Here is a 14,004-nt window from a genome sequence, read left to right as displayed (position 1 = left end):
TGCCACAGACCGGGCGATGGCGATTTACCACACTTATGGCGACAGCAGGAATTGATAGCCAATTCTCAGGGCCCGTTGCAGCGCGTCGAGCCGGTGCGCGGCGTCGGCGGCCAGTGGCGTGTACTGGGTGGCAACGAGCGTGTTCAATTCGGAAAGACGGGCCGACAACAGTTGGCGGAAGCGTTCCGGCGGCTCGAAGCGGTGGCCGTGCGTGCGGGCCTGGAACAGCAGCTCCAGCGCCTCGATGCCGGCCTCCAGTTGGGCCAGCGGCGTGGGCGGCGTGGCGGGCGCGGCGCGGTAGCTCGACAGTGGTTTTGGCAGGTAGACGTAGTCGCCGCCGGCCAGTGCGGTCAATGCGGTGGCGACGTCGGCGCGGTCGAAGTAGGGACGTTCATGATAGTGACCGAAGGCCGGCCCGATGCCGGCGCGCTTGTACAGCAGCGCACCCGGCGCGCACACGGCGGCGGCCGCGCCGCTGTCGCCGTTCAGCAGCAGCTCGGACAGCGAGCCGCCGCTGACGGCGATTTCGTCGGCGAACAGCGGCGCCGCCGGCAGCGCCTGGCCGTCCGGCGCGCGCGGCTGGCGCCAGCAGGCCACCAGGCTGACCTGCGGATGGTCGAGGAAGTAGGGCAGCATGACGGCGATCTTATCCGGCGCCAGCGTGTCGCCGGCCGGGGCCACGGCGATGTAGGCGCCCAGCGCCAGGGCCAGGCAGTGGTTCAGGTTGTCCAGCGGCGACAGGCCGGGCGCGGGGGCGTAGCGCAGGCGGCGGTGGGCTTTCAGGTGGGGCTTGAGCAGCGCAAGGCAGGCGCCGCTTGGGCTGCTGTCGCTGACGATGATTTCGCAGTGGGCGTAGGTTTGGGCCAGTGCGCTGAGCAGGGTGGGTTCCAGCGATAGCGGATCGTCGGCGGGGATCAGGATGCTGACCAGCGGTTCGGTGCTGCCATTGCCGCGAGCGAGGGATGGAGCGCGGCCGCTGTCGCGTTGGCTGCCGCTGATGTCGCTGTCGTGGCCGTTGCCGGGCTGGCCGGCGGCCGGCGCATCGGACGGCGCGGCGGACTGCCGTGCGTTGGCGGGGACGGCGGGCCGCATGCCTTTGGCGACGCGCAGGTACAGCCGTTCCAGGTCGGCCACCAGTTGTGGCGTGTCGAACAGCGGCGCGCTGTCGCGGTGCTTGCGCAGGCGGTTGCGCAGCCGCGCCAGCTCCTTGGGGCGATCGGCCAGGCGCACCGCGCGCGCTTCGTATTTTTGCTCGCTGGCCGTGACCAGCTCGGGCAGCCCGGCGGCGAGCAGCAGGCTGGCGCTGGTGCGGCTGGCGCTGCCCCGGCCGGTGCTGGTCAGCAGCGGCAGGCCGGCCCACAGCACGTCGCCGGCGATGTCGCCCGACGCGTGCGGCGCGGTGTCGAGGAACAGGTCGGCGGCCAGGTAGCGCGCTGCTTGCTGGTCCGGCTCGGCGAAGCACAGGCGCTCGCTGGGGACGCCGCGCTGCATGGCCGCCACGCGCAGGTTGTCGCGCACCGCTTCGCTGGACGATTGCAGCCACAGCACGCTGTCCGGCACTTGATGCAGGATGCGCATCCAGGTGGCGAAGCGCTCCGGCGTGATGTGCTCGGGCGCGCTGAAGCAGCAGTAGACGAAGCCGGGCTCCGGCAGGCCCCAGGTGGCGCGGGCGGACGGCGCGGGCGCGGCCAGCGCGGCCTTGCGCGTCGCGGGCGACGCAGGCCCGGAGGATGCTGCGGACCGGGACGATGGCGCGGGCGAGGGAAGCGAGGCAGACCAGGAGGGCGCTGCGGATCGGGACGACGGCGCTGGTGGTGAAAGCGACGTGGAACAGGACAGCGCTGCTTGCCGCGACAGTGCAGGCCGGGATGGCGGCGCCAGCGCGGGCAGGGGGCGCCGGCGGTCCTGCGGTTGGAAGCAGTGCGGCAGGTACAGCGGCTGTTCGGTGTAGTGCGGCGCCAGTGCCGGCGGCAGGGTGACGGCGTCGGCCAGCACGTAGTCGATGGCGGCCATGGCGCTGGTGCCGGGCTGGCCCAGCCAGGCGATCTGCACCGGCGCGGCGCGGTGCTGCAAAATCCCCGGCCGCGCGCCCGGCAGCCGGCCGTGCAGGTCGACCAGGATGTCGATCTCGTGCGAGCGGATCGCCTGCGCGGCCTCGGCGTCGCTCAGCGTGGCGATCGGCACGTGCAGGTCCATGCCGCGCAGCAGGCGCTGGCGCAGCGCCGAGCCGTCCTCGGGGCTCCAGCAGAAGCCGTAGACTTCCACCAGGCCGCGATCGTGCAGCTCGAGCACCTCGGCCACCATCCGTCCCACTGCATGTGCGCCGAAGCCGCACGACAAATAGCCGATGCGCAGCTTGCGGTGGCCATAGCCTTCGCTGTCGGCCAACGGTGTGGGCGCCGGCGGCAGCGTGGCGCGCACCTCGCGCTGCGCGGCAGCCAGCTGGCGCGCCGGATCGTCGCTCAGATCCAGCATCGCCAGCGCCGAGGTGGCGTGGCGCAGCGCGCTTTCGCTCAGGCCGGGCACGAAGCCGTACACCGGCCACGCGCACAGCTTCTGGCGCAGGTTCAGCCACTGCGGCGCGATCAGCGGCTGGCGCGGGTCCAGTTGCAGGCTGTGCAGCAGCGCCTGCTCGGCCTGCGGCAGAGCGCCCTGCGCCTCGGCCAGCCGGCCGATGTTGTTGTACAAGCGGATCTGCAGCACCGGCGACGCGGCCGCCGCGGTGTCGAGGTCGTCCAGCGCGGCGCGCCACTGCGCCAGCGCCGCTTCCGGCTGGCGCTGGCGCTCCAGCAGCGCGCCAAGTCCCAGCTGGCTCTCGGTGAAGCCGGGACGCAGCCGCAGCGATTGCCGGTAGCCGCGCTCGGCGCCGGCCTCGTCGCCGGCCTGCAGCTGCACCACGGCCAGGTTGTACCAGGCCACGTATTCCAGCGGCGAGTCGCAATGCTCCAGCCACAGTTGGTACAGCGAGATGGTTTGCTCGGTCCTGCCCTGCGCGGTCAGCAGGCCGGCCAGGCCGATCAGGTCGATGATGGCCAGCTCGCCCAGCCGCGCCAAAGCCAGCGCCAGCGTGCCCGCCTCGGCCAGGTTACCGGCCGCCATCGCCTTTTGCAGTTGCTGGGACATGGGCGGCTCCGGTCGGGTGAGGTGGCGTCAGTGCTGCTCGGCCAGCATCAGCACGCCGACCAGGTCGAGGTAGCGCTCAGGCGCGCCCGGCAGGCCGGGGGCGTAGCAATCGAAGCCGGTCTGCGCGCCGCCGGCCTGCTCCGGCACCGACACCGTCAGCCGGCTGGCGCCGTACGGACGCAGCAGGCTGTGGCTCCACAGCAGCGGCAGCGGGATACTGGAGTAGACGAAGGGCAGCGTCTCGGTATCGGCGTGGCGCGTGGCCACGCGGGCGTTGAAGGCCAGGCCGTCGGTGCTGCTCAGCTCCAGTTGCAGCGCGTCGTGGTGCGGATCGGATTTCAGGAACAGCGCCAGCGGGAACATTTCGCTGTTCAGCTCCAGCCGGCTGCCGGGCAGCATGCGCAGGTAGTCCAGCTGCATCAGGCGGTTGCCGGTGTGGCCGGGCTGCACCGGGCCGGTGGTGAACTGCTGCAGGTTGCGGCCGGGCAGGTACATCGCGCTCAGCCTGGCGAACGGCGACACCGCCTGCAGCCGCGCCGCCGTGACCGACAGCGGCTCGGCGTGCTGCGCGGCCAGCGTCAGCAGGCGCTGCGCGACGATGGCGCCGACGATGGAGGTGGCGTGCGGCGTGTCGTAGTGGGCCGGGTCGCGGTACAGCCAGGCCGGCGCGCGGCCCAGGAACAGCGACGACAGCGCGGCGCGCACGTCGATCACCGGCAGGGCCAGCTGCTCGAAGGCGCGCAGTTGGGCGTCGTAGATCGGATGCGGCGCGGCCGACGAGAAGTGCTGCTGCTGCGCCAGCACCAGCGGCACGAAATGCGCCGTCGGGTACAGCTGGGCGGCGGCCTTGAGCAGCAGGTGGAAGCAGAACAGCCAGGAGTCGGCGCCGCCGGGGCGCGGCGCGAAGTGGCCGGTGTCGTTGATCGAGTACTCGTACAGCACCACGTCCACCGGCTTGCCGTCGTAGGTCTCGTACAGCCGGCCGATGGCCGACAGCGAGGTGGTGGCGCCGACCGAGATCTGCACGATGTCGGGCTCGGTGTAGCCCTGCAGCGAGTGCGCCAGGTGGGTGACGTAGCCGTCCTTGAGCAGCGAGTTGGAGCCGCCGATGATGAGCACTCTCATGGCGTCAGGCCGGCACGGCGGTGATGAGGTAGCGTTGCGCCATCGCGTCCTGCGCGGCCAGCTCGGGATCGCTGCCGCTGGCCTGGGCCAGCTGGCGCAGGATGGGCAGGAAGGCCTCGCGGCCCGGCTCGTTGAAGATCACCGGCAGGCCGCCGCTCATGCGGAAGCCGGCCTGGTCCAGCAGCTCCAGCAGCGAGCCGCGCGTGAAGCCGTGCAGCTCGTCCGGCTGCATGACGCCGTCCGCGCGGTAGCGGAAGTCGCCCATGTTCAGGCGCACCTGCACGCTCCAGTGCTGCAGGTTGCGCACCGACAGCGCCAGCGTGCCGCCCGGCGCCATGCTGGCGCGGATCGACTTGAGCACGGCCAGCGGATCGCGCACGCGCTCCAGCGCGCCGTCCAGCACCCACAGGTCGGCCTGCGCCACCTGGCGCTCGCGCTGCGGGTCCGCGGTCTCGATGTCCTGGCTGTAGACGAAATCGCAGTGCGCGCGCGCCTGCTCGGCGGCGATGGCGTCGCGCTCGATGCCGGTGTAGTTGCACAGCGGGTGGCGCTGCTTGTAGGCCTTGGCGAAGGCGCCGTCGCCGCAACCCAGCTGCACCACCTTGACCGCGGCCGGCGCGAAGTCCAGCAGCTGCTGGTTGATCTGCACGGTGGCGGCCGGCTTGTCGTAGTGGTAGCCCCCGGTGCGGCGCACCGTGCCCTGCCAGTCGTGGCGGATGAAGATGCGCTGCGCCGGCTGGTCGCTGAAATCGTTGTTGACCCAGGCGATGTTGCGCATCAGTCGGTCGCTCTGGCCGGCCTGCGCCATCGCCACCATCGATGGCAACATCGGCGCGCCGTGCTTGACCGGCAGCGGCCATTGGCGCACCACCTCGATGTTGGTCAGCATGCAGGCCGGGTGCAGGTAGGGCATGCTGCCCTCGCCGTAGGGCTGGCCGTCGGCGTTGACCGGCGTGACGTTGCCGACGCCGTACATGTGCGGCTCCAGGTTCTCCGCCAGCGATTCGAGGAAGCCGCGCTTGAGGATCTCGACGTCGGAGTCGAGGAACAGCACCTGGCCGGACAGCTCCAGGTTCTCGATGGCCCACGCCATGCCGGGGCCGTGGTGGATGTTGTAGCCGAACGGGATGAAGCGCACGCCCTCATACTGGGCGGCGATCGGCGCGATCTGCGCGGCGATCTCCGGCGTGGAGCCGTCGATGATGGTGACCGGATTGTGCGGGTAGAACTGGCGGAAGGTGCCCAGCAGCGAGGCGATCAGGTCGGGCGCGTTGTAGGACACGGCGATCATCGGAATCTGGTCGATATTCATGGGGGCTTTCGTCGTGTGGGTTGCTGCTGCGGTTGCCGCGCCTGCGGGCAGGGCCACGCGCCGCATGGCCGCTTCCAGGTTGCGCACCAGGCGCGGCGTGTCGAACAGCGCGCTGCTCAGGCGGTTGTCGACCAGCTGGCGCTTCATGGCGGCGATCGTGGCCGGGTCGTTGGCCAGCGCCACCGCTTTTTCTTCGTAGTCGGTGAAGCTGTAGGTGATCAGCTGCGGCAGGTCCACCGCGCGCAGCAGGCTGCCCGCCATGCGCGAGGCGAAGGTCGGCCCGGCGCAGGTCAGCAGCGGCAGGCCCGCCCACAAGGCGTCGCTCGCGGTGGTGCCGGCGTTGAACGGGTAGGTGTCCAGGAACAGGTCGGCCAGCTGGTAGCGCGCCAGGTAGTCGGCCGGCAGCGCGCGTTCGGCGAAAATCAGCCGCTCGGCAGCGATGCCGGCTTCGGTGGCGTGGCGCTTGAGGTTTTCGGCCACCAGCGGCGTGTCGGCCACCAGCCACAGCACGCTGCCCGGCACGCGGCGCAGGATGTTCATCCAGTGCGCGAACAGTTCCGGCTTGAGCTTGTAGCTGTTGTTGAACGAGCAGAAGACAAACGCGTCCTCCGGCAGCTTGACGCTGGCGCGGGTCGGCTTGTTGCCGATCAGGCGCTGGCGGTCGTTGATCTGGAAGGTGTCCGGCAGGTACAGCGGTTGCTCGGTGAAGTCCTTGGTCATCTCCGGCGTGATCAGGAATTCGTCGGCGATCACGTAGTCGACGCCGGGCAGGCCGGTGCTGCCGGGGAAGCCCAGCCACGTCATCTGCACCGGCGCCGGACGGTAGGCCAGGATCTGCGGGCGCGCGCCGGAGGTCAGGCCGTGCAGGTCGACCAGGATGTCGATCTCGTGGCTGCGGATCAGGCGCGCGGCCTGCTCGTCGCTCAGCGCGTGAATCGGAATGTAATGGTCCATGCCGGCCACCACGCGCGCGCGCAGCGGCGAGCCGTCCTCGCGGCTCCAGCTGAAGGCGTAGACCTCGAACTGGCTGCGGTCGTGCAGGCCGTACAGCTCGGCGGTGAGGATGGAGACCGCGTGCGAGCACAGGTCGGACGACAGGTAGCCGACCCGCAGCCGCTCATGGCCGTAGCGGGAGCCCTGTCCGGCCGGGCCGGTCAGCGACGGCACCGTGGTGTCGAGCTTCTCGGCCACGAAGCGGGCGGCGGCGGCCGCTTGCAGCGCCGGGTCGTCGGTCAGGCTGAGCATCGCCAGCGCGGAGGCGCCGTCTTCCATCTGGCGGCGGCTGATGTGCGGCAGGCCGCTCCAGGTCGGCCAGTGGCACTGCTTCTGGCGCAGGTGGACCCAGTGCGTCATCACGTGCGGCTGGTCCGGCTCCACCGTCAGGCTTTGCGCCAGCATGGCCTCCGCTTCCGGGTATTGCTTCCGGATCTCCAGCAGGCGGCCCAGGTTGTTCAGGGTTTGCAGGTATTGCGTGCGCTGGGCTTTCTGGTCCAGCTTGACGGCCGGGCCGAGGATGGTGCGCCACATGGCGAGCGCTTCCTCCGGCTGGCCCTGGCGTTCCAGCAAGGTGCCGAGATTGAGCCGGCCTTCGACAAAGCGCGGCTGCAGCGCGATGCACTTGCGGTAGGCCGCCTCGGCGCCGGCGTCGTCGGAGTCGGCGGCCAGCAGCGCGCCCAGGTTGAACCAGGCGGCGTACAACAGCGGCTGGCGGGCGCCGTGCTCGATCCAGCAACGGTACAGCGCGATCGCCTGCTGCGGCTGGCCCTGCTTTTGCAGCGCGGCGGCTGCGTCGAACAGCTGCGGGATGGTCATGTTGCCCCGTCCCGCCTGTTTCAGCCATTGGACGTAGGGCGCGCCGGCCACGCTCATGGTTGCGCCGCGTCCCAGCCGGCGGTGATGTCGCCGGGATAGCCGCGGCGGAAGTGCGTGGTCCACGGGTAGGCCGGGCGGTCGGTGCCGTCCTTGAGCTTGATCTTGCTGGTGTCGCAGATGTACTTCGACGGGCTGCCGCCGGCCACCGTGTCCGGCGCCACGTCGCGTCCGACCATGCTGTGCGCGGCCACCAGCGCGCCGCTGCCGACCTTGACGCCGGGCAGCACCACGCTCATGGTGGCCACCGCCGCGTAGTCGCCGATCTCGCAGCCGAGCAGCACGTCGCTTGGCGGATGCGGGTCGTTGGTCAGCACCACGTAGGGGAAGATCCAGACGAAGTTGCCGACCTTGGACATCTTGCCGATGTGGACGTTGGAGTGGAAGCGCACGTAGTCGCCGATGCTGCAATCGCCCTGGATGTCGCTCAGCGTGCCGAGCTGGAAATTCAAACCGGCGGTGGTCTTCTCGCGCACGGTGACGCGGTGGCCGGTGATGAAGCGCGCGCCGAAGGTCGAGCCGGCGTACAGGATGGAGTGCGAGCGGATCCGCGAATCGGCGCCGATCACCAGCGGCAGGCCCTCGGCCAGCGGGCTGGGATAGCCGATTTCGCAGAAGCTGTCGATCACCGTGTTGTCGCCGATGTGCACGTTCTCATGGACGATGGTGAACGCGCCGATGCTGACGTTGGCGCCCAGGATGGCTTGCGGTGAAACGGATGCGCTGGGATGTATCATGCTGGTCTCCTCCTGTTGTTGGACTTCTATTGTTTTTTTATTTGGACAGCGCCTGGCGGACGGCGGCGCAGACGGTCAGCGCGTCGGCCTCGCTCATGGTCGGCCCCATCGGCAGGCTCAGTACTTCCTTGTGGATGGCCTCGGCCAGCGGGAAGTCGCCCGGCTTGTAGCCCAGGTGGGCGTAGGCCGGCTGCAGGTGCGGCGGCACCGGATAGTGGACGATGGTGCCGATGCCCTGTTCGGCCAGCGCCTTGGCCAGCGCGTCGCGCGCGGCGTGGCGGACCACGTAGACGTGCCACACCGGCTCGGCCCATTCCGGCACGTGCGGCAGCGCCAGGCCGGGGATGCCGGCCAGCTCGCGCTGGTAGATCGCGGCGATGGCGCGGCGCTTGGCGTTGTCGCCGTCCAGCTTGGGCAGCTTGACGCTCAGCAGCGCCGACTGCACCTCGTCCAGGCGCGAGTTATAGCCCGGCACCTCGTTGTAGTACTTGACCTTGGAACCGTAGTTGCGCAGGGTGCGGATCTTGTCGGCCAGCGCGTCGTCGCTGGTGGTGACGGCGCCGCCGTCGCCCAGCGCGCCCAGGTTCTTGCCCGGATAGAAGCTGAAGGCCGCGGCGTCGCCCAACTGGCCGGCCACGCGGCCGCGGTACAGCGCGCCGTGGGCCTGGGCCGCGTCCTCGATCACCTTCAGGCCGTGCTTGGCGGCCAGTGCCAGCAGCGGATCCATGTCGGCGGTCTGGCCGTACAGGTGGACCGGCATGATGGCCTTGGTGCGCGGCGTGATGGCCGCTTCCACGCGGGCAGGGTCGATGTTGAAGCCGTCGGCGGTTGGCTCAACCGGCACCGGCGTGGCGCCGCAGTCGCTGACCGCCAGCCAGGTGGCGATGAAGGTGTTGGACGGCACGATCACCTCGTCGCCGGGGCCGATGCCGTAGGCCTTGAGGATCATGAAGATCGCGTCCAGGCCGTTGGCGACGCCGATGCCGTGCTTGCTCTTGCAGTAGGCCGCGAAGCTGGCCTCGAAGGCGCTGGTCTCGCCGCCCAGGATGTACCAGCCGGAATGCAGCACGCGCTTGAACGCGGCTTCCAGTTCGTCGGCTTGCGACAGGTTGATGGCTTTCAGGTCGAGGAAGGGAACGCTCATGGCAAAACTCGCTTAAGTTGTCACTTGGGTTGTTGGTGTGCCGCGGCCACGAATTCGTCGTAGTCGTGGTAGTAGTCTTTCTGGTCGTACAGCGTGGAGGCCAGCACCACGCACACCGCGCCCGAGGAGAAGTTCTCGACCTCGCGCCACATCATGCCGGGCACGTACAGGCCGTAGTACGAGCGGTTGAGCTGGAACTTCTTGCGCTCGTAGCCGTCGTCGACGATCACGTCGAAGCTGCCCGACATGGCGACGAACAGCTGCTGCAGCTCGATGTGGCCGTGGCCGGCGCGCGCCGAGCCGCCCGGCACGTCGTACAGGTAGTACACGCGCTTGATGTCGAACGGGATGTGCACGCCGCCCTCGATCACCGACAGGTTGCCGCGCACGTCGTGGTGCGGCGGCAGGTCGATCAGTCTGCATTGGTCCATCATGATTGTGCTCCTTCGCGTTGTGCCGCCAACACCTGGTGGTAGCGCTGCTGCGAGCGCGCCACCATCGGGAATACGCCGCTCAGGCGGGCGGCGACGTCGTCCACGGTCGGCTGCATCGCCGCCAGCTCCTCCGGCGCGACCATGCCGATGTCGCACGATTCGATCAGCAGGTCGATGTAGTCGGAGAAGCAGTAGCCGAAGTTGGGGTTGCTGTTGATGTTGCTGTTCGATTCCAGCCGCTGGTCGTGGCGGAAGTAGGTCAGCTCCTCGTCGATGTAGAACACCTTGCCGTCGCGCGCCAGGTTGAAGTAGGCGGCCACGTCGGCCAGGCCCAGCGTGCAGTCGTGGTTGTGGTAGCGGAACAGGTGGCGGCCCAATTCCCACAGGCGCTCGCGGCGGAACATGATGGAGGTGAACTCGCCGATGAAGTTGCGCATGCCCAGCACCATGCTGCGCTGCATGTCGCGCGCGTCCATGCTGCCGCTGGCCTGGTAGGGGCGGCGCAGCTCGGTGCGCTCGTTGTCGACGTTGATCACCTGCGACGACGAGAACACCAGCTGGATGGCCGGGTCCATGTTCATCGTGGCCACCATGCGCTCGACGCAGAACGGGTGCAGCACGTCGTCGTCGAACAGCGGCTTGATCAGCTGGCCCTTGGCGCCGAACAGCGCGGTCAGCACGTTCTGCTCACGCAGCGCGGAGTTGCGCTGGTAGATCAGGTGGCCGGTGTATTTGGCGCAGATCTCCTTGATCGCCTCGGTCGGGCAATTGTCGCTGACCATGATCTCGATGTTGGGGTAGCTCTGTCCCAGCGCCGACTTCAGGCACGCCTCGAAGTGGGCGGGTTTGTAGGACGGAATAACGATGGTAACTAATGGCAAACTCATAGATTGTCAGGCTCCTGGCTGAGGCGGTTAAGCGGCGACCGCCATCACGATGTATTGCCACGGCAGCGCGTCTTCCACCGCCACCACGGGGTCGAGGCCGCTGGCGCCGGCCATCAGGCGGATGGCGGGCAGGTATTTTTCGCGGGCCGGCTCGTCGATGATGCGGGCGCTGCCGCCGGCGATCTGGAAGCCGGCCTGCTGGAACAGCTCCAGCATGGCGCCGCGGGTGAAGATGCGCTTGCGCGATTTTTCAATGCCGCCGGGACCGTAGCGCATGTCGCCGGCGTTCAGGCGGGCCTGCATGCTCCAGTGCTGGAAGTTGCGCAAGGTGGCGACCACCTTGCCGCCCGGCGCGATGCTGGTGCGGATCTTCTGCAGCACGGTCCACGGATCGTTGAGCGTTTCCAGCGTCTCGTCGATGACCCAGCAGTCGGCGCCGCGCACGTGGTCCCACAGGTCGGGGCCGGCGTGCTCGATGTCGAGGTTGAACACGAAGTCGCAATGCGGACGGGCGGCCTGGGCCGGCGCCGGATCGGCCTCGATGCCGGTGTAGTTGGCCAGCGGGTTGCGCACGCGGTAGGCCTTGGCGAAGGCGCCGTCGCCGCAGCCCAGCTCGACCACCTTGACCGCGGCCTGCGGCATGAACTGCAGCAGGTCGGTGTTGACCTCGCTGGTGGCGCTGGGCAGGTCGTAGTGGTAGCCGCCGGTGCGGATCACCGTGCCCTGCCAGTCGTGCTTGATGTAGGTGCGGGTCGGCTCGCGGGCGAAATCGTCGCGCACCCAGTCGACCGCGTGCAGCAGCGCGTCCTGGCCGGCGCGGTGCAGGGCCAGCATGGCCGGCAGCAGCGGCGCGCCGTGCTTGATCGGCAGCGGCCACTGGCGCATCACCTCGGCGTTCACCAGCATGCAGGCCGGGTGCAGGTAGGGGATGCCGTCGGCCTCGCGGCTGTGGCCCAGCTCGTTGACGCGCTGGACGTTGCCGACGCCGTACATCTCCGGACGCAGCTGGCTGTGCAGCGATTCCAGGAAGCCGGGCTTGAGGATCTCGACGTCGGAGTCGAGGAACAGCACCTCGCCCGACAGGCCCAGGTGGTTGAGCGCCCACGCCATGCCGGGGCCGTGGTGGATGTTGTAGCCAAACGGGATGAACTCGACGTTGTCATGGGCGTCGGTGATGGCGCGGATCTTCTCGGCCACGTCCGGGTTGGAGCCGTCGATCACGTACACGCGGTTGCCGTAGAACTGGCGCAAGGTGCGCAGCAGCGCCTTGATCAGGTCGGGCGCGTTGTAGGACACGGTGACGATGGGGATGTCGGCGATGCGCACCGGCTCGGCGGCCTGCGACGGTTCCTGCGGACGCACCGCGTGTTCCGGCGCGGCCAGGCGCGGCGCGGCCGGCTTGGCGACCTTCTGCAGCGCGGCCTCCAGGTTGCGCACGAAGCGCGGGCTGTCGAACAGCGGGCAGGTCAGGCGGTTGGCGGCCAGCTGGCGCTTCATCGAGGCGATGCGGGCCGGATCGTTGGCCAGCGCCACCGCCTTTTCCTCGTAGTCGGCGAAGTTGTAGGTGATCAGCTGCGGCAGGTCGACCGCGCGCAGCAGGCTGCCGGCCATGCGCGACGAGAAGGTCTGGCCGGCGCAGGTCAGCAGCGGCAGGCCGGCCCACAGCGCGTCGCTGGCGGTGGTGCCGGCGTTGAACGGGAAGGTGTCGAGGAACAGGTCGGCCAGCTGGTAGCGCGCCAGGTACTCGGCCGGCACCGCGCGGCTGTTGAAGATCAGGCGGTTGCGGTCGATGCCGGCTTCCTCGGCGTAGCGGTACAGGTTCTCGCGCACTTCCGGGTAATCGGCCACCAGCCACAGCACGCTGTTGGGCACGCGGCGCAGGATGTTCATCCACACCGTGAACAGGTCCGGCGTGAACTTGAAGTTGTTGTTGAACGAGCAGAAGACGAAGGCGTCCTCCGGCAGGTTGACGCTGGCGCGGGTCGGCTTGGGCGCGATCAGGCGCTGGCGGTCGTTGATCTGGAAGGTGTCCGGCAGGTACAGCGGCTTCTCGGTGAAGTCCTTGGTCATCTCCGGGGTGATCAGGAACTCGTCGGCGATCACGTAGTCGACGCCGGGCAGGCCGGTGCTGCCGGGGAAGCCGAGGTAGGTCAGCTGCACCGGCGCCGGGCGGTAGGCCAGGATGTTGGGGCGCGCGCCCAGGGTCAGGCCGTGCAGGTCGACCAGGATGTCGATCTCGTGGGCGCGGATGGTGCGGGCGGCCTGCTCGTCGGTCAGCTTGTCGATGCGGATGTAGTGGTCCATGGCCTTGACCACGCGGGCGCGGATCGGCGAGCCGTCCTCGCGGCTCCAGCTGAATGCGTAGACCTCGAACTTGCTGCGGTCGTGCAGCTCGTACAGCTCGGCGGTGAGGATGGACACCGCGTGCGAGCAGAAGTCCGACGACAGGTAGCCGATGCGCAGGCGGCCGTGGCCGTAGCCGTGCTGGCCGGTCAGCGGCGCCACGGCGGCGTTGACCTTCTCGTTGACGAAGCGGCGCGCGGCGGCCAGCTGCTGGGCCGGATCGGCCGAGGCGCTGAGCATGGCCAGCGCCGAGGTGCCCTCCATCATGGTGGCGACCGAGATGTGTTCGAGGCCGCTGTAGACCGGCCATTCGCATTGCTTCTGGCGCAGGTGGACCCAGTGGGTCATGACGTTGGCCTGTTGCGGATCGACGCGCAGGCTCAGCGCCAGCATGGCCTCGGCCTCGGGGTAGCGCTTGCGGATTTCCAGCAGGCGGCCCAGGTTGTTCAGGGTTTGCACGTACAGGGTCGGATTGGTCTTGATGTCCGGCTGCACTTCATCGGAGAGGATGGTCTTCCACATCGCCAGCGCGTCGTCCGGGCGGCCGGTGCGTTCAAGCAGCGTGCCCAGGTTCAGGCGGGCCTCGACGAAGCCGGGGTTCTGGCTGATGGCCTTGCGCAGCACGGCTTCGGCGCCGGCATCGTCGCCCGCGTTGGACAGCACCACGGCCAGGTTGAAGCAGGCGGCGTAGAGCAGCGGCGACGGTGTGTGGTCGATCCAGGCGCGGTAGAGGGCGATGGCGGCGGGCAGTTGTCCGCTTTCCTGCAACACCGAGGCGGCACCGAACAGATCGCCGATGGACAGCGCGCCCTTGACGGCCAGCGCCATAACGGTGCCCAACGGGCTGGTATCGATGGGAGCGGCAGGTACTTGAGCGGTCATAGCGGGCGTAGGATGGGATGAGCCATAAAAGGTACGCACTATCATACCTTTTTGTCGCTGGATGAGGGGCAACTTTTGGCTCAGGAGCAAGACTGTAAAACGCCACCTGCTCAACGTATAGGCAGGAGTAACAATCAACCTGGGGTCA

General features: G+C 68.9%; 8 protein-coding genes. All 8 read right to left on the bottom strand.

What is annotated here, in order from left to right:
- Positions 1 to 33 precede the first annotated feature (33 nt).
- From ACUJB0_RS30465 to ACUJB0_RS30430, 8 genes are read right to left on the bottom strand one after another with little or no spacing between them, the layout of a single operon-like run.
- Positions 34 to 3,123 carry an O-linked N-acetylglucosamine transferase family protein gene (locus ACUJB0_RS30465; RefSeq protein ID WP_444848541.1) on the bottom strand — a complete coding sequence of 1,030 codons (3,090 nt, stop codon included), beginning with the start codon at positions 3,121 to 3,123 and terminating at the stop codon, positions 34 to 36.
- Between the two features lie 27 nt (positions 3,124 to 3,150).
- Positions 3,151 to 4,248 carry a hypothetical protein gene (locus tag ACUJB0_RS30460; RefSeq protein WP_444848540.1) on the bottom strand — a complete coding sequence of 366 codons (1,098 nt, stop codon included), beginning with the start codon at positions 4,246 to 4,248 and terminating at the stop codon, positions 3,151 to 3,153.
- A 4-nt stretch (positions 4,249 to 4,252) separates the two neighbouring features.
- On the bottom strand, positions 4,253 to 7,429 hold the full coding sequence (locus ACUJB0_RS30455) for an O-linked N-acetylglucosamine transferase family protein (RefSeq protein ID WP_444848539.1): 3,177 nt from the start codon (positions 7,427 to 7,429) through the stop codon (positions 4,253 to 4,255).
- Positions 7,426 to 8,166 (bottom strand): acyltransferase, encoded by a 741-nt coding sequence (locus ACUJB0_RS30450; protein WP_444848538.1) that lies wholly within the window; start codon positions 8,164 to 8,166, stop codon positions 7,426 to 7,428. Before ACUJB0_RS30450 ends, ACUJB0_RS30455 begins: the two co-directional genes overlap by 4 nt.
- A 37-nt stretch (positions 8,167 to 8,203) precedes the next feature.
- Positions 8,204 to 9,310 (bottom strand): DegT/DnrJ/EryC1/StrS family aminotransferase, encoded by a 1,107-nt coding sequence (locus ACUJB0_RS30445; protein ID WP_444848537.1) that lies wholly within the window; start codon positions 9,308 to 9,310, stop codon positions 8,204 to 8,206.
- A gap of 20 nt (positions 9,311 to 9,330) precedes the next feature.
- Positions 9,331 to 9,744, bottom strand: a complete 414-nt coding sequence (locus ACUJB0_RS30440) for a sugar 3,4-ketoisomerase (protein ID WP_444848536.1) — start codon at positions 9,742 to 9,744, stop codon at positions 9,331 to 9,333.
- On the bottom strand, positions 9,741 to 10,631 hold the full coding sequence (locus ACUJB0_RS30435; protein ID WP_444848535.1) for a glycosyltransferase family 2 protein: 891 nt from the start codon (positions 10,629 to 10,631) through the stop codon (positions 9,741 to 9,743). Before ACUJB0_RS30435 ends, ACUJB0_RS30440 begins: the two co-directional genes overlap by 4 nt.
- 27 nt (positions 10,632 to 10,658) lie before the next feature.
- Entirely contained in the window at positions 10,659 to 13,856 is a 3,198-nt protein-coding gene (locus tag ACUJB0_RS30430; protein ID WP_444848534.1) for an O-linked N-acetylglucosamine transferase family protein, read from the bottom strand.
- Positions 13,857 to 14,004 lie beyond the last annotated feature (148 nt).

This window comes from Duganella caerulea, assembly GCF_040362985.1.
Classification (GTDB): Bacteria; Pseudomonadota; Gammaproteobacteria; order Burkholderiales; family Burkholderiaceae_D; genus Rugamonas; species Rugamonas vulcania.
The sequence above is the reverse complement of the archived record's forward strand: the minus strand, read 5'-3'. Positions and strand labels throughout refer to the sequence as shown.

Bases quoted from the DNA above. Each gene is read 5' to 3' on its own strand.
- ACUJB0_RS30465 (WP_444848541.1), bottom strand. From the start codon at position 3,123: ATGTCCCAGCAACTGCAAAAGGCGATGGCGGCCGGTAACCTGGCCGAG.
- ACUJB0_RS30460 (WP_444848540.1), bottom strand. From the start codon at position 4,248: ATGAGAGTGCTCATCATCGGCGGCTCCAACTCGCTGCTCAAGGACGGC.
- ACUJB0_RS30455 (WP_444848539.1), bottom strand. From the start codon at position 7,429: ATGAGCGTGGCCGGCGCGCCCTACGTCCAATGGCTGAAACAGGCGGGA.
- ACUJB0_RS30450 (WP_444848538.1), bottom strand. From the start codon at position 8,166: ATGATACATCCCAGCGCATCCGTTTCACCGCAAGCCATCCTGGGCGCC.
- ACUJB0_RS30445 (WP_444848537.1), bottom strand. From the start codon at position 9,310: ATGAGCGTTCCCTTCCTCGACCTGAAAGCCATCAACCTGTCGCAAGCC.
- ACUJB0_RS30440 (WP_444848536.1), bottom strand. From the start codon at position 9,744: ATGATGGACCAATGCAGACTGATCGACCTGCCGCCGCACCACGACGTG.
- ACUJB0_RS30435 (WP_444848535.1), bottom strand. From the start codon at position 10,631: ATGAGTTTGCCATTAGTTACCATCGTTATTCCGTCCTACAAACCCGCC.
- ACUJB0_RS30430 (WP_444848534.1), bottom strand. From the start codon at position 13,856: ATGACCGCTCAAGTACCTGCCGCTCCCATCGATACCAGCCCGTTGGGC.